Here is a 19456-nt window from a genome sequence, read left to right on the forward strand (position 1 = left end):
GCCTGGCCAATGAAGCAAAAGTGACCGACCCGCACGGCGGGCCGGTCACAGCGGGGCGCCGCGCGAGGCGGCGCTGCCTCTCTCAGGCGGCGATGGTGGTTTCGTTGGCCGCTTGGTCGGCCGCCTGCACCGTCACGCCGTCCGCATTCTGGGCTGCCTCGGCTGCCGCAGCGCCTCGGTAGAGCTCGACGAACATCGGCTGGCGCTCCAGCAGTTTCTCCACGCTGCCCACGTCCACCACCCGGCCGGCCGCCATCAGCACCACCTTGTCGAAGTGGGCCAGCAGACTCATGCGGTGCACCGAGGCGACGATGGTCGCGTCGGGGAAGGCGTCTTCCATGCGGTGATGCACATGCAGTTCGGTCAGCGGATCGAGCGCGCTGGTGGGCTCGTCCAGCAGGATCATCGAGCTGCGGCTCGCGGCCAGCACGCCGCGGGCGAGCGCCAGGCGCTGGCGCTGGCCGCCGGAGAGGTTGAAGCCGCGCTCCGAGATCGGCGTCTCCAGGCCCATCGGCAGGCGGTCGAGCACCGCATCGAAGGCGCTGACGTGCACCGCCTGCGCCACTGCCGTCTCGGGCGTCGGCATGTCGAAGGTGATGTTCTCGCGCACGCTGGCCTCGAAGATCTCGGCTTCCTGCGGAATCAGGGTCGAGATGCCGCCGAGGTGGCGCAGGCCCAGTTGTGCGACACCGTCCACCTCGTAGTGGCCGTGATGCGCGTCGTAGAGGCCGGCCAGCACACGCAGCAGGGTGCTCTTGCCCGAGCCGCTCGGGCCCACCAGCGCCACGCGCTCACCGCGTTCCAGCGTGAAGGACAGGTGCTTCAGGCCGCCGCGGTCCGCATCGGCACCGGCGTGGCTGTAGCTGATGTCGGCCAGCGCGATGCGCTGCCAGCCGGGCTCGATCTCGGGACCGGTGTGGGCGCGTTCGGGAGCGTCCCAGATCGGCGTGGAGGCGGCGAAGTTGGTGCGGATGCGGGCGAAGTTCTGGTAGTTGGAGGCCAGCGAGCCGACCACGCCGCCGGCCTGGTTGGCGTACTGATAGATCATGAAGAGGCTGCCCAGCAGCAGGGTGGAACCGGCACCGGCGACCTGCCAGGCGAAGCTCACCACCAGGCCCCAGGTCAGCGCGAGAGTCAGCAGGTCGACCGCACACCACTTGAACTCGGTCAGCACGATGGTGCGGCGCAAGGGGGCGAAGACGGCCATCAGGCGCTTGTCCAGCAGGCGTTGCGAGGCGGCCTGCAGGCGCAGGCTCATCACGGTGGAAATGTTGCCGACGAAGTCGAGCAGGCCCGCGGCATAGCGGCGGCCGGCCCGGTTCTCCTGCGAGGCCAGCACCATCAGCGCCTTGTCGAAGCGCACGATCACCAGGCCCACGAGCACGTAGCCGACGATGGCAATGCCGCCGGTCATCTGGGACAGCAGGCTCAGCGCGATCAGCGGGCCGAGCAGGTTGACGGCGTTCTGCAGGTAGATGAACTGGTTCTGTGCGAAATCGAACAGCGCGTGGCTGGCCTGGTCGACCCGGTGCTGCACATCGCCCGAATGGTGCTTGTCATGCCAGGCGAGCGGCACGCGGGTCAGCTTGCCGTAGAGCGCGTCGGCGACGCCGCGGCGCACCTTCACGCCGACCGAGCGTTCCATCACGCGGCCGGGGCCATGCATGCACCAGGCGCCGACGTAGACGCCGATGATGGCGGCGATCCACCAGCCGGCACGGGTGAGGCCGGCCATGCCGCCGGTCTGGATGGCGTTGATGGCCTGGGCGGCCAGCCAGGGCACGCTCAGCTTGATCAGCTGGGAGCTGACCAGCAGGCCCATGGCCAGCGTCCAGCGCAGCCGCACGCCGTCGGCGTAGTGCCAGACGCGGCGGTACAGATCGGCGATGCCGGTGGATTCGAGGACGGCGGACTGGCTCATTGCGATGGGCGTTCGAAAGGAGGCCTTGGTGGCAATGCCGGCCACTGTAGGCATCGTCTCGAAGCGGCAACAGTCGGGGCTGGGCCAGAGAAGTTGTCAGGCACTTTCCGACAGACGGTCGGGGCGACGTGGTGTCGCGGGGCCTGATGCGGCCCCCGGCGCGGCCTACGGGCCGTTCCCGCCTCAGAGGTCGTGCACGTCGCGGGGGTCGCTGATGTAGTTGCGCAGCAGCCGCAGCCGGGGCACGCGCCGGGCCACCGCGCGCAGGCCGAGCAGCATCGGCACCGCGATCAGGGCGCCGGCCATGCCCCAGATCCAGCCCCACAGCATCACCGACAGGAACACGAACACCGGGTTCAGCCGCAGCCTGCGGCCCATCAGCCAGGGGCCGACCAGGTTGCTCTCGATCGCGTTGAGGACCAGGAAGGCGAAGGCCGGCGCGAGCATCAGGGCGGCCGAGCTGAAGGTGGAGATTCCGGCGAGCAGCAGCAGCACCGTCATCAGCACCGGCCCGATGTAGAAGATGAAGTTGAGCACCGCCGCCAGCGTGCCCCAGAGGATGGGGTTGGGCAGGCCCAGCGGGTGCAGCACCAGGGCGGTCGCGACACCCAGACCGATGTTGAGCAGCGTCATGGTGCCGAGGAAGCGGCCGATGTCGCGTTGCGCCTCGCGCATGCCGGACAACACCAGCACGCGGGTGCGGCGCTGCCGCAGGGCCCTCACGGTGCAGTCGACCAGCCACTGTTCGCTGGCGAGCATGAAGTACAGCAGGATGACGGTGGCTGCGCCGGAGATCAGGAACTGCCAGAGCTCGCCCAGCACCACGCGGGTCAACAACAGGCCCTCGGTGCGCAATTGTTCACGCAGCTCGGCGCTGTCCGGGCCGCTGCTGCCGGCGCCGCCCGGCAGCGCCGCGCGCAGCCGCTCGATGGCCTCCATCAGCTGCTGCAGGTTGGCGGGGGCCCGCTCCCACCAGACGGCCGCCGGTGCCACCAGGGTGCTGCCGAACAGCAGCAGCGTGCCGAGCAGCGCCACCAGCACGAGACCGGCCCCCAGCGGCGGGGGCACGCCGGCGCGCTGCAGGCCGCGCACCGGCGTCGCGAGCACGAAAGTCATCATCACCGCGACCGCGACCGGCAGCGCCACCGACTTGCCGAGCTTGAGCAGCAAGACCAGCGCGATGCCCAGGAGCGCGAAGCCCACCCAGGCCGGCACGCTGCGTGACGGCGCCGGCCCGGGCGGCGGCGCGCTCGAAGGGAGCGGGTCGCTCACCGCGGCTCGATCTGGCCTTGCTCGTCGGAGAACAGCAGTTCGACGCGCCGGTTCAGCTGCCGGCCGGCAGCGGTCTCGTTGTTGGCGACCGGGTAGGCCTCTCCGCGCGGCTGCACCTCGATGCGCTCGGCGCCGACGCCGCGTGCCGTCAGCACCCGTTGCACCGCTTCGGCGCGCTGGCGCGACAGCTCCAGGTTGGTGGTTTCGCTGCCGGTGCTGTCGGTGTAGCCTTCGATCAGCAGGCGCCGCTCGGGGTGCTGCTTGAGCAGTTCGGCGACACGTTCGAGGGTGCGCTCCGCACCGGGCTTGAGGGTGGCCTGGCCGACGTCGAACAGCACGTCCTGAAGGGTCACCACCATGCCGCGGTCGGTGTTGCGGGCCGACAGTTGCTGCAGCTCCTGTTCGAGCGCGCGAGCCTGCTGCTGTGCCATCGTGGCCTGCTGCTGCGCGCTGTCCGCGCGCGCATGGGCGACCCGGGCCTCGCTGCTGCGCGCGTCGGCGCGCACCCGCTCGCGCTCGGCGCTGGCCTGCTGCACCCGGGCTTCGGCCTCGCGCTGGGCGCCGGTCTCCATCGCCACCACGGTGAGTTGCTTGGCGAGGTAGGCCAGGTGGTTGGTCTCGGCGCTGTCCCGGTTGTCGGTCCAGGCCTGGTCGGCCCGGTTGAGTGCCTGGCGCGCCCGGTCCAGCTCGACCGCCGCGCCCTTGGCGACCGACGGGCTGTTGCTGGTACGGCCATACAGCTGGCGCGCTTCCTCCAGGGCGGCGTTGGGCTGGGTCGGCGTGCTGCCGCATCCGGCCAGCAGTCCGCTGGCCAGCGCCAGCGCGGACAGACTGAATTGATGGTTCATGGCGTGCTCCTGTTGTTCTGTTCAAGACGCGGGGCGCGTGTTCGGCCGCGCCATCTCCTCGCGCAGCATGCGGATGCTCTGCTCGATCTCGGCGACAGCCTTGCGCGATTTTTCGGCATTGGCCTTGGCGCTGGCCGCCTGGGCATCGACCTCGGCCTGCTCCGCCAGGCGGCGCGCGGTCAGGGGGTCGTCGGTGCGCGCAGCGTTTTTGGCGCTGTCGAGCTTCTGCCGGGCCTGGTTGAGCTCCAGCGGGGCATGCTCGACGGCGCCCGCCGTCACGGCGGCATCGACGGCGGCCTGCGAGACCGCCATCTGGTCGGTGGGAGCAGCGGGTTTGCCGGCGCAGGCCACCAGCAGGGCCGCGGTGGCCAGTGGCAGCGCGAGCCGCCAGCAGATCGGTGAAGAGTCCTTCATGCACGTCTCCTTCTTTGACGGGGTGGAAGACGTCATCCAGGCAGCAGGTTTTGTTCCTGTCCTGTCAGGGGCGCTGCCCGGCAGGCGCCGGGGCCTGCCACAATCCGCGCCATGCCCGATCTTCTTTCTGCGGCGGCTCCCGTGCCGCAAGCCCCCTTGGCCGAACGGTTGCGGCCGCGCACCCTGGACCAGGTGATCGGCCAGCAACACCTGCTGGGGGCGGACAAGCCGCTGCGCGCTGCCTTCGAGTCGGGCCAGCCGCACTCGATGATCCTGTGGGGCCCGCCCGGCGTCGGCAAGACCACGCTGGCGCGCCTGATGGCCGATGCCTTCGACGCCCAGTTCATCCAGATCTCGGCCGTGCTGGGCGGCGTGAAGGACATCCGCGAGGCGGTCGAGCAGGCGCAGGTGGCGCGCAGCATGGGTCGCCAGACGATCGTCTTCGTCGACGAGGTGCACCGCTTCAACAAGTCGCAGCAGGACGCCTTTCTGCCGCACGTGGAGTCCGGCCTGTTCACCTTCATCGGCGCGACCACCGAGAATCCGTCCTTCGAGGTCAACTCGGCGCTGCTGTCGCGTGCCACGGTGCACGTGCTGCAGGCCATCGGGCCCGACGACATGCAGGCGCTGCTCGACAAGGCGCAAGCCTTGCTGAATTCACCCGGCCTGACCGAGGCCGCGCGCGATCGCTTGATCGGCTATGCCGACGGCGACGCCCGCCGCCTGCTCAACACCTACGAGAACCTGGTGCGCATGAGCGGGCCGCAGGGCGTGCTGGAAATCGACGAGGCGATGCTGGAACGCTCGCTCGGTGAGCAGCTGCGTCGCTACGACAAGGGCGGGGAGCAGTTCTACGACACCATCTCGGCCCTGCACAAGTCGGTGCGCGGCTCCGATCCCGACGCCGCGCTCTACTGGTTCGTGCGCATGGTGGACGGCGGCGTGGACGCCCGCTACATCTCGCGCCGGCTGATCCGCATGGCGGCCGAGGACATCGGCCTGGCCGACCCGCGCGCGCTGCGCCTGACCCTGGACGCCGCCGAGACCTATGAGCGCCTGGGCTCACCCGAGGGTGAGCTGGCCCTCGCCCAAGCCGTCGTCTATCTTGCAGTGGCGCCCAAGTCCAACGCGGTCTACGCCGCCTACAAGGCGGTGCGGGCCTTCGTGAAGCAGGACGGCACCCGACCGGTGCCCTTGCATCTTCGCAACGCTCCGACACAACTGATGAAGGACCTGGGGTACTCAAAGGGCTACCGCTACGCGCACGACGAGGAAGGCGCCTTTGCAGCCGGCGAAACCTACTTTCCGGAGGGCGTAGAGGCGGTGACTTTCTACCACCCCGCACCCAGGGGGCTGGAGATTCGCATCGGAGAAAAACTCGAAGAATTGCGTCAAAAGAACGAAGAATCGCGCAAAAAACGATGATCTTTTCGTGCGGATGTTGGATTCACGGGCTCTGAAGGGTAAACCCCGAACTTTTCACCAAGCCGCGGCTGGCTACAATCCGCGCCATTTTGGGGCCGCGGTGGCGCTGCTCGCCGCTGCCGGCTGCTGTCGGGCGCTTCGCTGACCGGTTTCCTGGCCTTCCCCTGCTGGTGAAGGCGGGCCCGGTTTTTGCTGCAGGCCGACATTTACCTTTTCTCCGGAGACCGACGGGATGGACATCTTTCTCCAACAGATCATCAATGGTCTGGTGCTCGGCAGCATGTATGCGCTCGTGGCACTGGGCTATACGATGGTCTACGGCATCATCAGCCTGATCAACTTCGCGCATGGCGAGGTGCTGATGGTCGGCGCCCTGACCAGCTGGACCGTGGTCAGCTTCCTTCAGGAGGTGGCGCCCACGATGCCCGGCTGGGCGATGATGCTGATCTCGCTGCTGTGCGCGATCGTGGTCTGCTCGGCGCTCAACTTCGCGATCGAGAAGATTGCCTACCGGCCGCTGCGCAACGCTCCCCGCCTGGCGCCCCTGATCACCGCGATCGGCATGTCCATCCTGCTGCAGACGCTCGCGATGATCCTGTGGAAGCCGAATCCCAAGCCCTATCCGCTGTTGCTGCCCACCGAGGTGGTGCCCATCGGCGGCGCCGTCATCACGGTGACCCAGCTGCTCATCCTCGGCACCACCGCCGTGCTGCTGGTGGGCCTGCTGTGGCTGGTGAACAAGACCAAGCTGGGCCGCGCGATGCGTGCCACTGCGGAGAACCCGCGTGTCGCCAGCTTGATGGGGGTGCGTCCTGACATGGTGATCTCCGCCACCTTCATCATCGGCGCCTCGCTGGCGGCGGTGGCTGGCGTGATGTGGGCCGCCAACTACGGCACGGTGCAGCACTCGATGGGGTTCCTGCCGGGCCTGAAGGCCTTCACGGCCGCGGTGTTCGGCGGCATCGGCAACCTGACCGGCGCGATGGTCGGCGGCGTGCTGCTGGGCCTGATCGAGGCGATCGGCTCGGGCTACCTGGGCGAGCTGACCGGTGGCGTGCTGGGCAGCCACTATGCCGACATTTTTGCCTTCGTCGTCCTGATTCTCGTGCTGACCCTGCGTCCTTCGGGCCTGCTGGGCGAGCGCGTGGCGGATCGCGCCTGACCGCCTGGAGACTGCCATGCTGCAAAAAAACAAGCTGCTTTCCTTTGTGCTGATCGCCATCGCACTGATGCTCGTGCCGCACATCGCGCTGTACTTCGGCCAGGGCTGGGTGCGCATCATCGACCTGGCGTTGCTCTACGTGATGCTGGCGCTGGGCCTGAACATCGTGGTCGGCTATGCCGGCCTGCTGGATCTCGGCTACGTGGCCTTCTACGCGGTGGGTGCCTACCTGTTCGCGCTGATGGCCTCGCCCCACCTGTTCGAGACCTTCCCCGCCATCGCGGCGATGTTCCCCACCGGCCTGCACACGCCGATCTGGCTGATCGTCCCGCTGGCCGCCGGCGTCGCGGCGCTGGCCGGCGTCTTGCTCGGCACCCCGGTGCTGCGCCTGCGCGGCGACTACCTGGCGATCGTGACGCTGGGCTTCGGCGAGATCATCCGGGTGTTCATGAACAACCTGGAGTACCCGGTCAACATCACCAACGGCCCGCGCGGCCTGAGCTCGATCGATTCGATGCGCATCTTCGGCTTCGACTTCGGCTCGCCGTTGATGATCGGCGACTACCGCCTGCCGCCGGTGGTGCTGTACTACTACCTGTTCATGGCACTGGTGCTGCTGTCCATCCTGATCTCGCACAACCTGCAGAACTCCCGCGTCGGCCGGGCCTGGATGGCGATCCGCGAGGACGACATCGCCGCCAAGGCGATGGGCATCAACGTGCGCAATATGAAGCTGCTGGCCTTCGGCATGGGCGCCACCTTCGGCGGCGTCTCGGGCTCGATGTTCGCGGCCTTCCAGGGTTTCATCTCGCCCGAGTCCTTCAGCCTGATGGAGTCGGTGATGATCGTCGCCATGGTGGTGCTGGGCGGCATCGGCCACCTGCCGGGTGTGGTGCTGGGTGCGCTGCTGCTGGCCGCGCTGCCCGAGGTGCTGCGTTATGTCGCGGGCCCGCTGCAGCAGATGACCGACGGCCGCCTGGACGCGGCCATCCTGCGCCAGCTGCTGATCGCACTGGCGATGATCGCCGTGATGCTCCTGCGGCCGCGCGGCCTGTGGCCCGCGCCCGAGCATGGCAAGGCGGCCCCCCAGCCGGCCGTGAAGTGAGGGAGCACGGAACATGAGCAACGACAACATCGTCCTGAAGGTCGCCGGCGTCTCCAAGCGTTTCGGGGGGCTGCAGGCCCTGTCCGACGTCGGCATCGAGATCCGCCGCGGCCAGGTCTACGGCCTGATCGGCCCCAATGGCGCTGGCAAGACCACCTTCTTCAACGTCATCACCGGCCTCTATGTGCCCGACTCGGGCAGCTTCGAGCTGGAAGGCAAGCCCTACAAGCCGGCTGCGGTGCACGAGGTCGCCAAGGCCGGCATCGCGCGGACCTTCCAGAACATCCGCCTGTTCGCCGACATGACCGCTGTCGAGAACGTCATGGTGGGGCGCCACATCCGCACCCACTCGGGCCTGTTCGGTGCGGTCTTCCGCACCAAGTCCTTCAAGGAGGAAGAGGCCAGGATCCGCGAGCGCGCGCTGTTGCTGCTGGAGTACGTGGGCATCGGCAAGTACGCCGACTACAAGGCGCGCACCCTCAGCTACGGCGACCAGCGCCGCCTCGAGATCGCCCGGGCGCTGGCCACCGAGCCCAAGCTGATCGCGCTCGACGAGCCGGCCGCCGGCATGAACGCCACCGAGAAGGTGGTGCTGCGCGAGCTGATCGACCGCATCCGCAAGGACGGCCGCACCATCCTGCTGATCGAGCACGACGTGAAGCTGGTGATGGGCCTGTGCGACCGCGTCACGGTGCTCGACTACGGCAAGCAGATCGCCGAAGGCACGCCTTACGACGTGCAGCGCAACGAGAAGGTGATCGAGGCCTACCTCGGCGCCGGCCATGCCGCCCACTGAGCTCGCCTCCGATAGAAAGCACTCGAAGATGACCCAGACCATCCTCAAGATCAGCGGCCTGAAAGTCGCCTACGGCGGCATCCAGGCCGTCAAGGGCGTGTCGCTCGAAGTCAAAGAAGGCGAACTCGTCAGCCTGATCGGCGCCAACGGGGCCGGCAAGACCACCACGCTGAAGGCCATCACCGGCACCCAGGCCATCGCCGACGGCAGCGTCGAATACCTCGGCCGCCCCTGCACCGGCAAGGGCGCCTGGGACCTGGTGAAGCAGGGCCTGGTGATGGTGCCCGAAGGCCGCGGCACCTTCACCCGCATGAGCATCACCGAGAACCTGCTGATGGGCGCCTTCATCCGCAAGGACAAGGAAATCCAGGCCGACATCGAGAAGGTGTTCGCGCTGTTCCCGCGTCTGAAGGAGCGCCGCAACCAGCTGGCGGGCACGATGTCGGGCGGTGAGCAGCAAATGCTGGCGATGGGCCGTGCGCTGATGGCGCGCCCCAAGCTGCTGCTGCTGGACGAGCCCTCGATGGGCCTGTCGCCCATCATGGTCGACAAGATCTTCGAGGTCGTGAACGACATCCACAAGCAGGGTGTCACGGTGCTGCTGGTCGAGCAGAACGCCAGCCGCGCGCTGGGCCTGGCCAACCGCGGCTACGTGATGGAGTCCGGCGAGGTGACCATGAACGGCCCTGCCGACCAACTGCTGAACGACCCTCGCGTGCGCGCTGCCTACCTGGGCGAGTGAGCCGCAGCGCGCCAGCACAGGCCGCCCTCGGGCGGCCTTTTTCATGCGCGAGGGGCGCTGCAGAGGCGGTGAGACCTCAAGCGGCCGTGGAAGCGGGCAGGACGCGCGTTGCTTCGACCCGGTCGAGCGCCTGTCGGAGCAGTTCGACCGCCAGTTCGATTTCAGCGGCGCTGCAGTTGAGTGCCGGTATGAAACGCAGCCTTTCTGGCCGGACCGGGTTCACCAGCAGGCCCGGCGTTTCGACGTCGGTCGCCAGGCCGAGCGCGGTTTCGGCGATCGGCCCCGCGAGCAGCCCGGGCGGCAGCTCCAGTGCCTGCAGCAGCCCGGCGCCTCGCCATGCGCCCAGGCCCCGCCGCCGGGCGAGACCTTGCAGGCCGGCCTTCAGCTGCTCGGCCCGATCGCGCACGCCGGCCAGGAAGTCGGGCTGACTCACACGCGCCACCACGGCCTGCGCCGCTGCGCAGACCAGGGCGTTGCCGTTGAAGGTGCCGCCCTGGTCGCCGGGCGCGAAGCAGCACACCTCCTCGCGCGCCAGCACGGCGCCGATCGGCACGCCGCCGCCCAGGCCCTTGCCGAGCGTTACCACGTCGGGCTTCAGGCCCGGGTGGTGCTCGAAGCCGAACAACCGGCCGGTGCGGCCGATGCCGGTCTGTACCTCGTCGATCATCAGCAGCAGGCCGTGCTCGTCGCACAGCCGGCGCAAGCCGCGCACGAAGTCCGGCTGCGCTTCGATCACACCCGCTTCCCCTTGCACCAGCTCCAGCAGCACCGCCACCGTGTCACGGTCGACCAGCGCCTCGACGCTGGCGAGCTCGTTCAAGCGCGCCTTGGCGAAGCCCGGTACCTTGGGCGGGAAGAGCCGGTCGAAGCCGGGCTTGCCGCTCGCGCTCATGGTCGCCAGGGTGCGGCCATGGAAGGCGTTCTCGAAGGTGATCACACGGTGGGCGCCACCCCGGTGGACCTGGCCGAACTTGCGCGCCAGCTTGATGGCGCCCTCGTTCGCCTCGGCGCCGTTGTTGGTGAAGAAGACCCGCGTCAAGCCGCTGAGCCGGCCCAGCTCGGCGGCGAGCTCGATGGCCCGGTCGTTGTAGAGTCCGGGTCCGCTGTGCAGCAGTCGCCCCGCCTGGCGGGCCAAGGCCTCGACCACCTCGGGTGCCGCGTGGCCCAGGGCATTGACCGCCCAGCCCTGCACGAAGTCCAGGTAGCGGCGGCCGGTGGAATCCCACAGCCAGCTGCCCTGGCCGCGCACGAAGACGTGCGGCGGCCGCTGGGCGACGTGCATCAGTGCGTCAACCGGGTAGTGGTTGAAAGGTGTGGCGGAATCGAAGTGCATCGCACCTCCTCGTTGAACGAACCAGAAAAAGAAAAAGGCCACGAGGGGAACCCGTGGCCTTTGGCGTGTCTCTCCGGCGCGAGCCAGGCAGAGCGGGTTCCTCAACATCGTCGTCGAGAGGAACGTCGCAGTGCGCGGTCAGTGGGGCGGAGAGTCGTCAACATGGGTGCAAAGGCTAAGGCAAAGGCTGCGGTGCGTCAAATGCCGCGGCCGCCTGCGTCACTCGATCTTGGCCCCGCTGCGCTGCACCACGCCCTGGTACTTGGCCAGCTCGGACTTCACGAAGGCCGCGAACTGCTGCGGTGTGGTTGGTGCCGGCTCGGCCATGAAGGTCGCGAAACGCGCCTTCACGTCGGGCATCGTGAGCACGTTGACGAAGGTCTTGTTGAGCTGCGCGACGACCTCTGGCGGCGTCTTGGCCGGGGCGAACAGGCCGAACCAGGTGTCGATCGCGAAACCCGGCAGACCGGCTTCAGCGATCGTCGGCAGATCGGGCATCGCGCTGCTGCGCTCGGCCGTCGTGACGGCCAGCGCCTTGAGCTTGCCGGCACGGATGTTGGCGGCGGCCGAGGCCAGATTGTCGAAATTCAGGTCGACCTGGCCCGACAGCAGGCCCAGTTGCGCCGGTGCCGCGCCCGCGTAGGGGATGTGCACCATGCTGACCCTGGCCTGGTTCTTGAACATCTCGCCGGCCAGGTGGCCGGCGCTGCCGTTGCCGCCCGAGCCGTAGTTGAGTTTGCCCGGGTTCTTGCGGGCGTAGTCGATCAGGTCCTTGACGCTGTTGATCCGCAGGCGCCTGGCGCTTTCGGCGTTGAGCACCAGCACGTTGGGCACGCGGGCCACCAGCGTGATGGGGGCGAAGTCGCGGATCGGGTCGTAGGGGATGCTCTTGTAGAGCCAGGGATTGATGGCGTGGGTGGCGACCGCGCCCATCACGAGCGTGTTGCCGTCCGGCGGCGCCTTGGCGACGAAGTCGGCGCCCAGGTTGCCGCCGGCGCCGGCGCGGTTCTCGACGATGACCGTACCCAGCGGGTCCTTGGCCTTTTCGGCGAGGACGCGGGCGAGCGCGTCCAGCGGACCGCCTGCGGTGTAAGGGACGACCAGCTTGACGGTGCGGCTCTGAGCGCGCAGCACAGCCGGGAAACACAAGGACCCGGCCAGGGCGGCCCGGGTCTGCAGCCAGGAGCGTCGGTTCATGGTTTACTGCTCGGTAAAAGCCGATGCCGACAAGGAAGGGCAGGGGCCAGCGCCCCGATGGGGATGCGCCGGCAGCAAGCGCAGCGCCCATCGTGGGGGCGCGCGCTCAGGGTCGGTGGAGTTCAGTGTTTGTCGGCTTCGGACGTGAAGGAATCAGCGTAGAACTCGCCCTCCGGCAGCCCGCAATGCGCAATGAAATCACGCTGAGCCGACTCTACCATCACGGGTGCGCCGCAGGCATAGACCTGGTAGCCGGACAGATCAGGAAGGTCCTGCATCACCTGCTGATGGACGAAGCCCACCGCGCCGCTCCATGCGTCCTCCGGCTTGGGCTCCGAGAGCACCGGCACGTAGCGCAAATGGGGCAGCTCGCGGGTCGCCTGCAGCGCCCACTCGTGGAGGTAGAGGTCCTGCTTGCTGCGGCAGCCCCAATAGAGCACGGTCGGGCGCGTGATGGCCTTGAACTGCATGTGCTCGATGATCGCCTTGATCGGCGCAAAGCCGGTGCCCGAGGCGAGCAGCACGATGGGTTTGTCGCTGTCCTCGCGCAGGAAGAAGCTGCCGAAAGGCCCTTCCATGCGAAGGATCTCCTTTTCCTTCATCGCACCGAAGACGTGGTCGGTGAACTTGCCGCCGACCATGTGGCGGATGTGCAGCTCGATGCCCGGCTTGTCCACCTGCGTGTGTGGGGCGTTGGCCATCGAATAGCTGCGCCGTGAGCCGTCGCGCAGGATGAACTCGACGTACTGCCCGGCGTGGTACTGCAGCCGGTCGTTCGCCGGCAGCTGCAGCTTCAGCACCGCGACGTCGCCGGCCGGCTTTTCGATGCTGCTGACGCGGCAGGGCATCTTCTTGACCGCGAACTGGCCGGCGCCGACCACCTCGCGCGATTCGATCACCACGTCGGTTTGCGGTGTGCCGCAGCAGGTGAGGGTGTAGCCAGCTTCTTCCTCGGCCGGCGACATGGCCTTGACCTGGTGGGCGCCGTGCAGCACACGGCCTTCCAGCAGACGGCTCTTGCAGGAGCCGCAGGCGCCGTCCTTGCAGCCGTAGGGCAGGCCGACGCCTTGTCGGATGGCTGCCGCCAGGATGGTCTCGTCGCGCTGGACCTCGAAGGTGTGGCCGCTGGGCTGCACGGTCACGGTGAATGTCATGGGGGGACCTTTTAAACTGAGCCGCCCGTGATTGTGCCCCGGTTCCGCGCGTCGGACCTTTTGCCTCCCTGTGCCCGACATGTCCCACCGTTCAGATCTGTGCCTTTCCTCTCTGTCACGAACTTGCCGCCTGCTGATCGTCGGTTGCGGCGATGTCGGGCAGCGTGTCATCAAGCTGCTCGCGCCCCGGGTTCGCGTGTACGCCCTGACCTCGCGCCCGGAGGCCATGGCCGGCCTGCGGGCGCTCGGCGCGGTGCCGCTGCTCGGCGACCTCGACCGGCCAGTCACGCTGGGCCGACTGGCGGGGCTCGCTGACAGGGTGCTGCACCTCGCGCCGCCTCCGGCGCAGGGCGACAGCGACACCCGCACCGCAGCGCTGCTGCAGGCATTCGCCCGCAAGAGCCGGGTGCGAACCCTGGTGTACGGCAGCACCAGCGGAGTGTATGGGGATGCGCAGGGGACGCGTTTCGACGAGACCCGCCCGCCCCGCCCGGCGTCCGCGCGGGCGCTGCGGCGTGTCGACGCCGAGCAGCGCCTGCGCGGCTTCGGCCGCGCCAGCGGTGTGCGCGTCACGCTGCTGCGCATTCCGGGCATCTACGCCGGCGACCGGCCCGGCGGTCACCCGCGCGAACGCCTGACGCGCGGCGTACCGGTGTTGCGCCCGGAGGATGATGTCTACACCAATCACATCCATGCCGACGACCTGGCGCGCGCCTGCGTGGCGGCGCTGTTCCGGGGCCGGCCGCAGCGGGTGGTGCACGCCAGCGACGACACCGAGCTGAAGATGGGCGACTACTTCGACCTCGCGGCCGACCTGTGCGGGTTGCCGCGGCCGCCCCGCCTCAGCCGCGCCGAGGCCGCCGAACGGCTCTCCCCGATGTCGCTGTCCTTCATGAGCGAGTCGCGCCGGCTCGACAACCGCCGCCTGAAGCAGGAGCTGCGCCTGCGGCTGCGCCACCCGACGGTGCACTCCGGGCTGCTGGACTGAAGCTTCAGATGCCCACGGCGCGGCGCAAGGTCTTCATGCGATCCACCGTGTGGGCCGTCTTGCTCTGCACGCTGGCGCCACGGCCGATCTCCAGCGTCACCTCGCGCTCGGCCTGGGCGTGGTCCCAGAGCTTCTTGTAGAACGCCTCCAGGCTGTTGATCGGCAGGCCGTCGAGCTTGAGGATGAGGTCGCCCGGTTCGACGCCGGCCTGCTCCGCCGGGCTGTCGGCGCTGACGCGCACCACCCGCACCAGGCCTTGCTGCTCGATGCAGTTGACGCCCAGCCAGGCACGCGTGCTGCGCGCCGAGGCACCGCGGGTGCGCAGCTCCGCCAGCACCGGCTTGAGCAGGTCCACCGGCACGAACATGTTGCCGGGCTCGGGCACGCCGGGGCTGGCTGCCTCCATCACGATCAGCGAGCCGATGCCGACCAGCTCGCCGCGGCGGTTGAAGAGGCCGGCGCCGCTGTGGTCCACCCGCGGCGGCACGGTGAACAACGCGTCCTCGATGTGGTACTCCCAGTAGCCCGAGAAGGGGCGACGCGCCACGACCTGCGCGAGGCTCATCTCGGCTTCGCTGCCGCCGCTGACGATCACGTGCGGCTCGGTTTCGTCGACGGCTCCCGAGGCGCCGAGCGGAGCCGGCTCGACGCCCATGGGCACGAGCGGCTTGAGCAGGCCGAAGCCGGTGGCGAGGTCGTAGGCCACGACGCGCGCCGGAACCACCTTGCCCGTGCCGGTCTCGAGGTCCACGCGCTCGGCTTCCATGATGAGGTAGCCGATGGTGAGCACGGTTCCGTCCTTGTCGATGACGACACCCGAGCCCATGCGCACCGGGCCCAGCGTGTCGGTCGAGTGCGCCTGCGGCGTGGCGACCGCGCGCACGCCGACCATGGCAGCGGCGGCGTGGCGCAGCACCCGGGCCTGTTTCTGGATCGCGGGGTCCGAAGCCGCGTCGCTCGCCGGGGTGGCGCGCGGCTCGGCGGCTGCGGCGGGCGTGTCCGGTACGGCGGCGCGTGCCGAGAGCCCGCAGGCCAGCGCCACGAAGAGGCATCCGGCCGTCAGGCGGCGGAGCAGGGACGACGGGAACGATGCACGCGATCCAAGCATGGCGCACCCCACTGCGATAAGAGCGGATGACGCAGCATCGCTCTTTCGGCATCCCTGCGCTTGTGGCAGGGGATTGCCGTCCCTGGTCGGGGCCGTCAGAAGCGGCGGCGCTTCTTGAAAGGGGGCTGCCCGCGCCAGTAGCGGATCATCAGGAAGCCGCCCAGCATGCCGCCCAGATGCGCGAAGTGGGCCACGCCCGAGCCGCTGGAGGCCACGCCGAAGGCGAGTTCGAGTGCGCCGAACACGGCGACGAACACCTTGGCCTTCATCGGGATGGGCGGGAACAGCGGCATGATGGTGCGGTTCGGAAAGGTCATGCCGTAGGCCAGCAGCAGGCCGAACAGGCCGCCCGAGGCGCCCACGGTCGGATAGATGGAGCCGGCCAGGAAGGTGACCAGCAGCTGCACCGCCGCCGCACTCAGGATGCTGGCGGCGTAGAACTGGATGAAGCGCTTGTCGCCCCAGAGGCGCTCCAGCTCGCTGCCGAACATCCACAGCCCGAGCATGTTGAAGAACAGGTGCAGGGTGTCACCGTGCAGGAAGGCATAGGTGACGACCTGCCAGGGCATGAACTGGCCGCTGGGCAGCGGCCACAGCGCCAGCGGCAAAGTGAGCTGGGGAGCCAGGATGTTGCGCACGCAGAAGGCGGCGACATTGATCAGCAGCAGGGCTTTGATGATGGGAGGCAGGGAGGGCATCGTGGCGGCCGTGCGACGGTTGGGGTCAAAAGCGCTCCATCATAGCGGCGGGCCTGTCAGCGTCCCACATGGGGACTTGGCGCTGCCTGGCGGCTTTCTTGCATGGCACGATGGCAGCCCTGCCTGCGGCCGCCATCGTGCCGCAGAGGATCCCCTCCGAGAAGGCGCGCCATGCTAGAGACCCTCCTGCGCAACTGCACCCTGCCGGACGGCCGCACCGGCCAGGACATCGCCATCGCCGACGGCCGCATCGTCGCGGTGCAGCCGGCACTGCCCGCCCAGGCGCAGCACGAGATCGATGCTGCCGGGCAGCTGGTGAGCCCGCCCTTCGTGGACGCCCACTTCCACATGGACTCGACCCTGAGCTATGGCCTGCCGCGCGTCAACCAGAGCGGCACCCTGCTGGAGGGCATCGCGCTGTGGGGCGAGCTCAAGCCCCTGCTGACCCAGGAGGCGCTCGTCGAGCGGGCGCTGGCCTATTGCGACTGGGCGGTGGCGCGCGGCCTGCTCGCGATCCGCACCCATGTGGACGTCTGCGACCCGCGGCTGCTCGCGGTGGAGGCCCTGCTGCACGTCAAGCAGCAGGTGCGGCCCTACCTCGACCTGCAGCTGGTGGCCTTCCCGCAGGACGGTGTGCTGCGCAAGGCCGGGGCCTGGGAGCCCTTGAAGCGGGCGCTCGACCTGGGGGTCGACGTGGTGGGCGGCATCCCGCATTTCGAACGCACGATGGCCGAGGGCGCCGAGTCGGTGCGGCTGCTGTGCGAGCTGGCGGCCGAGCGCGGGCTGCGGGTGGACATGCACTGCGACGAGACCGACGACCCGATGTCGCGCCACATCGAGACGCTGGCCTTCCAGGCCCAGCGTCTGGGGCTGCAGGGGCGGGTGGCCGGCTCCCACCTGACGTCGATGCACTCGATGGACAACTACTACGTCTCCAAGCTGATCCCGCTGATCCGCGAGGCCGGCGTGGCCGCCATTGCCAATCCGCTGATCAACATCACGCTGCAGGGCCGCCATGACACCTATCCCAAGCGTCGCGGCATGACCCGGGTGCCGGAGCTGCTGGCGGCCGGCGTCCCGGTGGCCTTCGGCCACGATTGCGTGATGGATCCGTGGTACGCCCTGGGCAGCGCAGACATGCTGGAGGTCGCGCACATGGGGCTGCACGTGGCGCAGATGACGTCCCAGGCGGCGATGCGGCAGTGCTACGCGGCGGTGACCAGTACGCCGGCCGCCGTGCTGGGCCTGGAGGGGTATGGCCTGGAGCCCGGCTGCCGAGCCGACCTCGTGCTGCTGCAGGCCCGCGACCCCGTCGAGGCGATCCGGCTGCGGGCCACGCGCTTGATGGTCATGCGGGCGGGCAAGGTGCTGGCAAGGACGGCGCCGATGGTCGTTGACCTGAGCCTGCCGGCGCGGCCGCAGCAGACCAGCTTTCAACGTTGAGCGAAGCGGCCGCCATGGCTGCATGCATCTGGTGCCCAGGGCCGGACTCGAACCGGCACGCCATCGCTGGCGAGGGATTTTGAGTCCCTTGCGTCTACCTATTTCGCCACCTGGGCAGGTGCGGGGCCGAAGAGCCGGCCCGCGTGCGAGGCGCTGATTATGTCATAGGCCCGGGCAGTGGGCGGGGTTGCCGCAAGCCTGAGACAATCGCCGCTGGAGGATGATCATGCCCGCGTACAAGACCATTGAAGACACCATCGGCCGGACCCCGCTCGTGCGGCTGCAGCGCCTGCCCGGCGCCGAGAACGAGCGCCGCGGCAACGTGATCCTGGGCAAGCTCGAAGGCAACAATCCCGCCGGCTCGGTCAAGGACCGCCCCGCGATCAGCATGATCCGCCGCGCCGAGGAGCGCGGCGACATCAAGCCCGGCGACACCCTCATCGAGGCGACGTCCGGCAACACCGGCATCGCGCTGGCGATGGCCGCCGCGATCCGCGGTTACCGCATGCTCTTGATCATGCCGGAGGACCTGAGCGTCGAGCGCGCGCAAACGATGAAGGCCTTCGGCGCCGAGCTGGTGCTGACCCCCAAGGCCGGCGGCATGGAGTACGCTCGCGACCTCGCCGAGCAGATGCAGCGCGACGGCAAGGGCCGCGTGCTGGACCAGTTCGCCAACGCCGACAACCCGCGCATCCACTACGAGACCACCGGCCCGGAGCTGTGGGACGAGACCGAAGGCCGCATCACCCACTTCGTCAGCGCGATGGGCACCACCGGCACCATCACCGGCGTTTCACGCTTCCTGAAAGAGAAAAACCGGCAGATCCGTATCGTCGGCGCTCAGCCCAGCGAAGGCTCGCGCATCCCCGGTATCCGCAAGTGGCCCGAGGCTTACCTGCCCAAGATCTACGAGCCGAGCCGGGTCGACGAGCTGGTCTACGTGAGTCAGGCCGATGCCGAGGACATGGCCCGCCGCCTGGCCAGCGAGGAGGGCATCTTTGCCGGCATCTCCGCGGCCGGCGCCTGCTGGGTGGCGTTGCAGCTGGCCCGCCAGGTCGAGAACGCGACCATCGTGTTTGTCGTCTGCGACCGCGGCGACCGCTACCTGTCCACCGGCGTGTTTCCGGCCTGAGCCGCGCCCACGGATCGGCTCGACACCTGCCACAGCGCGTGGCCCGACTCGCCGTATTTGCGCTCGAAGGGCGTCAGCGGCGGGTCGCCAGCCGGCACCGGGCCGACCTCGGCCGGGCGTCCGGCGAGCCGCAGCGCGAGCGCGAATTCTTCCGCATAGAGCCGCCAGTTGCTGCGCAACTCCAGCACACCGCCGAGTGCCAGCAGCTCGCGAAAGCGCGGGTGGCCGTGCCAGCGGCGCTGCAAGTGCTCGGATTTCGGCCAGGGGTTGGGGTAGAGCAGGTAGTGGTGCGACAGCCGGACCCCGTCGGCAGCCAGCAGCGCCCACAGCTCGGTGGCATCGGCGCGCAGCAGCAGCAGGTTCTCGGGCCGAGCGCTCGCGGCCAGCTTGCGCTGCCCGCGTTCCAGGCGCTCGGCCGACTGGTCGATGCCGACCACCAGTGCCTCGCCGTGGCGCCGCGCGAGCGTGGCGCTGCTTTCCCCGGTGCCGCAGGCACTGTCGAGCACCAGCGGCACACGGCCGTCCCAGGTGGTCAGGAGGCGCGCGTGCGCCTCACGGCTGTAGGCCGCGATGGGCGCCAGGAAGCGGCTTTCGAGGTGTTTGCGGACCCGCTTTTCCAGCTTCGGGTGGGGGCCGGACTGCGAACTGGTGACGACCCGGGAGGGGGAGCGCGCAGGCGACAGCGGCTCGGGCGCGGGCTGGGTAGGATGCATCGGTT

18 protein-coding genes and 1 tRNA gene are annotated in these 19456 nt (G+C 68.9%); 8 read left to right on the plus strand and 11 right to left on the minus strand.

The annotated features are described in order from the left end of the window. Positions 1–82 precede the first annotated feature (82 nt). The 4 genes from OOT46_RS00485 to OOT46_RS00500 form a co-directional block, all read right to left on the minus strand. Positions 83–1921 carry an ABC transporter ATP-binding protein gene (locus OOT46_RS00485; protein ID WP_265401609.1) on the minus strand — a complete coding sequence of 613 codons (1839 nt, stop codon included), beginning with the start codon at positions 1919–1921 and terminating at the stop codon, positions 83–85. Positions 1922–2104: 183 nt separating this feature from the next. Next, complete coding sequence (locus OOT46_RS00490; RefSeq protein WP_265401610.1) at positions 2105–3193, minus strand: AI-2E family transporter; 1089 nt, start codon at positions 3191–3193, stop codon at positions 2105–2107. Further along, positions 3190–4041 carry an OmpA family protein gene (locus OOT46_RS00495; RefSeq protein ID WP_265401611.1) on the minus strand — a complete coding sequence of 284 codons (852 nt, stop codon included), beginning with the start codon at positions 4039–4041 and terminating at the stop codon, positions 3190–3192. The genes OOT46_RS00490 and OOT46_RS00495 overlap by 4 nt, the downstream gene beginning before the upstream one ends. A 21-nt stretch (positions 4042–4062) precedes the next feature. Beyond that, on the minus strand, positions 4063–4455 hold the full coding sequence (locus OOT46_RS00500) for a DUF4398 domain-containing protein (RefSeq protein WP_265401612.1): 393 nt from the start codon (positions 4453–4455) through the stop codon (positions 4063–4065). A gap of 111 nt (positions 4456–4566) precedes the next feature. Between OOT46_RS00500 and OOT46_RS00505 the strand changes: the two genes are divergently transcribed. From OOT46_RS00505 to OOT46_RS00525, 5 genes are all read left to right on the plus strand, one after another. Continuing rightward, positions 4567–5880: a replication-associated recombination protein A gene (locus OOT46_RS00505; RefSeq protein ID WP_265401613.1), complete on the plus strand. Its 1314-nt coding sequence runs from the start codon at positions 4567–4569 to the stop codon at positions 5878–5880. A gap of 232 nt (positions 5881–6112) precedes the next feature. Then, positions 6113–7042 carry a branched-chain amino acid ABC transporter permease gene (locus OOT46_RS00510; protein ID WP_265401614.1) on the plus strand — a complete coding sequence of 310 codons (930 nt, stop codon included), beginning with the start codon at positions 6113–6115 and terminating at the stop codon, positions 7040–7042. 16 nt (positions 7043–7058) lie between these two features. Next, on the plus strand, positions 7059–8147 hold the full coding sequence (locus OOT46_RS00515) for an ABC transporter permease subunit (RefSeq protein ID WP_265401615.1): 1089 nt from the start codon (positions 7059–7061) through the stop codon (positions 8145–8147). 13 nt (positions 8148–8160) lie between these two features. Further along, on the plus strand, positions 8161–8943 hold the full coding sequence (locus tag OOT46_RS00520; protein ID WP_265401616.1) for an ABC transporter ATP-binding protein: 783 nt from the start codon (positions 8161–8163) through the stop codon (positions 8941–8943). A 28-nt stretch (positions 8944–8971) separates the two neighbouring features. Then, positions 8972–9685 (plus strand): ABC transporter ATP-binding protein, encoded by a 714-nt coding sequence (locus OOT46_RS00525; RefSeq protein WP_265401617.1) that lies wholly within the window; start codon positions 8972–8974, stop codon positions 9683–9685. 76 nt (positions 9686–9761) lie between these two features. On the opposite strand, the gene OOT46_RS00530 is transcribed toward OOT46_RS00525, so the two are convergent. The 3 genes from OOT46_RS00530 to OOT46_RS00540 form a co-directional block, all read right to left on the minus strand. Next, complete coding sequence (locus OOT46_RS00530) at positions 9762–11018, minus strand: aminotransferase class III-fold pyridoxal phosphate-dependent enzyme (RefSeq protein WP_265401618.1); 1257 nt, start codon at positions 11016–11018, stop codon at positions 9762–9764. 219 nt (positions 11019–11237) lie between these two features. Further along, positions 11238–12215: a Bug family tripartite tricarboxylate transporter substrate binding protein gene (locus OOT46_RS00535; protein ID WP_265401619.1), complete on the minus strand. Its 978-nt coding sequence runs from the start codon at positions 12213–12215 to the stop codon at positions 11238–11240. Positions 12216–12337: 122 nt separating this feature from the next. Beyond that, on the minus strand, positions 12338–13369 hold the full coding sequence (locus OOT46_RS00540; protein WP_265401620.1) for a CDP-6-deoxy-delta-3,4-glucoseen reductase: 1032 nt from the start codon (positions 13367–13369) through the stop codon (positions 12338–12340). 79 nt (positions 13370–13448) lie between these two features. Between OOT46_RS00540 and OOT46_RS00545 the strand changes: the two genes are divergently transcribed. Continuing rightward, positions 13449–14357, plus strand: coding sequence for an SDR family oxidoreductase (locus tag OOT46_RS00545; protein ID WP_265401621.1), 909 nt, complete (start codon positions 13449–13451; stop codon positions 14355–14357). Positions 14358–14361: 4 nt separating this feature from the next. On the opposite strand, the gene OOT46_RS00550 is transcribed toward OOT46_RS00545, so the two are convergent. Together OOT46_RS00550 and OOT46_RS00555 are read right to left on the minus strand one after the other, a co-directional pair. Next, positions 14362–15465, minus strand: a complete 1104-nt coding sequence (locus tag OOT46_RS00550; RefSeq protein ID WP_265401622.1) for a S1C family serine protease — start codon at positions 15463–15465, stop codon at positions 14362–14364. Positions 15466–15560: 95 nt separating this feature from the next. After that, positions 15561–16163 (minus strand): rhomboid family intramembrane serine protease, encoded by a 603-nt coding sequence (locus tag OOT46_RS00555; protein WP_265401623.1) that lies wholly within the window; start codon positions 16161–16163, stop codon positions 15561–15563. Positions 16164–16334: 171 nt separating this feature from the next. Between OOT46_RS00555 and OOT46_RS00560 the strand changes: the two genes are divergently transcribed. Next, the gene (locus OOT46_RS00560) at positions 16335–17606 is read left to right on the plus strand and encodes an amidohydrolase family protein (protein ID WP_265401624.1); all 1272 of its coding nucleotides are present in this window, start codon (positions 16335–16337) and stop codon (positions 17604–17606) included. A gap of 29 nt (positions 17607–17635) precedes the next feature. On the opposite strand, the gene OOT46_RS00565 is transcribed toward OOT46_RS00560, so the two are convergent. Next, positions 17636–17722: transfer RNA gene (locus OOT46_RS00565), tRNA-Leu, on the minus strand. A 110-nt stretch (positions 17723–17832) separates the two neighbouring features. Between OOT46_RS00565 and cysM the strand changes: the two genes are divergently transcribed. Further along, entirely contained in the window at positions 17833–18738 is a 906-nt protein-coding gene (gene cysM / locus OOT46_RS00570) for a cysteine synthase CysM (protein WP_265401625.1), read from the plus strand. Here cysM and trmB read toward each other — a convergent pair. Next, on the minus strand, positions 18708–19451 hold the full coding sequence (gene trmB, locus OOT46_RS00575) for a tRNA (guanine(46)-N(7))-methyltransferase TrmB (protein WP_265401626.1): 744 nt from the start codon (positions 19449–19451) through the stop codon (positions 18708–18710). The two genes, cysM and trmB, sit on opposite strands and share 31 nt — an antisense overlap. Between the last annotated feature and the right edge of the window lie 5 nt (positions 19452–19456).

Source organism: Aquabacterium sp. A7-Y (genome assembly GCF_026153205.1).
Classification (GTDB): Bacteria; Pseudomonadota; Gammaproteobacteria; order Burkholderiales; family Burkholderiaceae_C; genus Caldimonas.

Excerpts from the sequence above, each read along its gene's own strand:
- OOT46_RS00555 (WP_265401623.1), bottom strand. The coding sequence starts at position 16,163 with ATGCCCTCCCTGCCTCCCATCATCAAAGCCCTGCTGCTGATCAATGTC.
- OOT46_RS00505 (WP_265401613.1), top strand. The coding sequence starts at position 4,567 with ATGCCCGATCTTCTTTCTGCGGCGGCTCCCGTGCCGCAAGCCCCCTTG.
- OOT46_RS00485 (WP_265401609.1), bottom strand. The coding sequence starts at position 1,921 with ATGAGCCAGTCCGCCGTCCTCGAATCCACCGGCATCGCCGATCTGTAC.
- OOT46_RS00520 (WP_265401616.1), top strand. The coding sequence starts at position 8,161 with ATGAGCAACGACAACATCGTCCTGAAGGTCGCCGGCGTCTCCAAGCGT.
- OOT46_RS00500 (WP_265401612.1), bottom strand. The coding sequence starts at position 4,455 with ATGAAGGACTCTTCACCGATCTGCTGGCGGCTCGCGCTGCCACTGGCC.
- OOT46_RS00550 (WP_265401622.1), bottom strand. The coding sequence starts at position 15,465 with ATGCTTGGATCGCGTGCATCGTTCCCGTCGTCCCTGCTCCGCCGCCTG.
- OOT46_RS00545 (WP_265401621.1), top strand. The coding sequence starts at position 13,449 with ATGTCCCACCGTTCAGATCTGTGCCTTTCCTCTCTGTCACGAACTTGC.
- OOT46_RS00530 (WP_265401618.1), bottom strand. The coding sequence starts at position 11,018 with ATGCACTTCGATTCCGCCACACCTTTCAACCACTACCCGGTTGACGCA.
- OOT46_RS00560 (WP_265401624.1), top strand. The coding sequence starts at position 16,335 with ATGCTAGAGACCCTCCTGCGCAACTGCACCCTGCCGGACGGCCGCACC.
- OOT46_RS00525 (WP_265401617.1), top strand. The coding sequence starts at position 8,972 with ATGACCCAGACCATCCTCAAGATCAGCGGCCTGAAAGTCGCCTACGGC.
- OOT46_RS00540 (WP_265401620.1), bottom strand. The coding sequence starts at position 13,369 with ATGACATTCACCGTGACCGTGCAGCCCAGCGGCCACACCTTCGAGGTC.
- OOT46_RS00535 (WP_265401619.1), bottom strand. The coding sequence starts at position 12,215 with ATGAACCGACGCTCCTGGCTGCAGACCCGGGCCGCCCTGGCCGGGTCC.
- trmB (WP_265401626.1), bottom strand. The coding sequence starts at position 19,451 with ATGCATCCTACCCAGCCCGCGCCCGAGCCGCTGTCGCCTGCGCGCTCC.
- cysM (WP_265401625.1), top strand. The coding sequence starts at position 17,833 with ATGCCCGCGTACAAGACCATTGAAGACACCATCGGCCGGACCCCGCTC.
- OOT46_RS00510 (WP_265401614.1), top strand. The coding sequence starts at position 6,113 with ATGGACATCTTTCTCCAACAGATCATCAATGGTCTGGTGCTCGGCAGC.
- OOT46_RS00495 (WP_265401611.1), bottom strand. The coding sequence starts at position 4,041 with ATGAACCATCAATTCAGTCTGTCCGCGCTGGCGCTGGCCAGCGGACTG.
- OOT46_RS00515 (WP_265401615.1), top strand. The coding sequence starts at position 7,059 with ATGCTGCAAAAAAACAAGCTGCTTTCCTTTGTGCTGATCGCCATCGCA.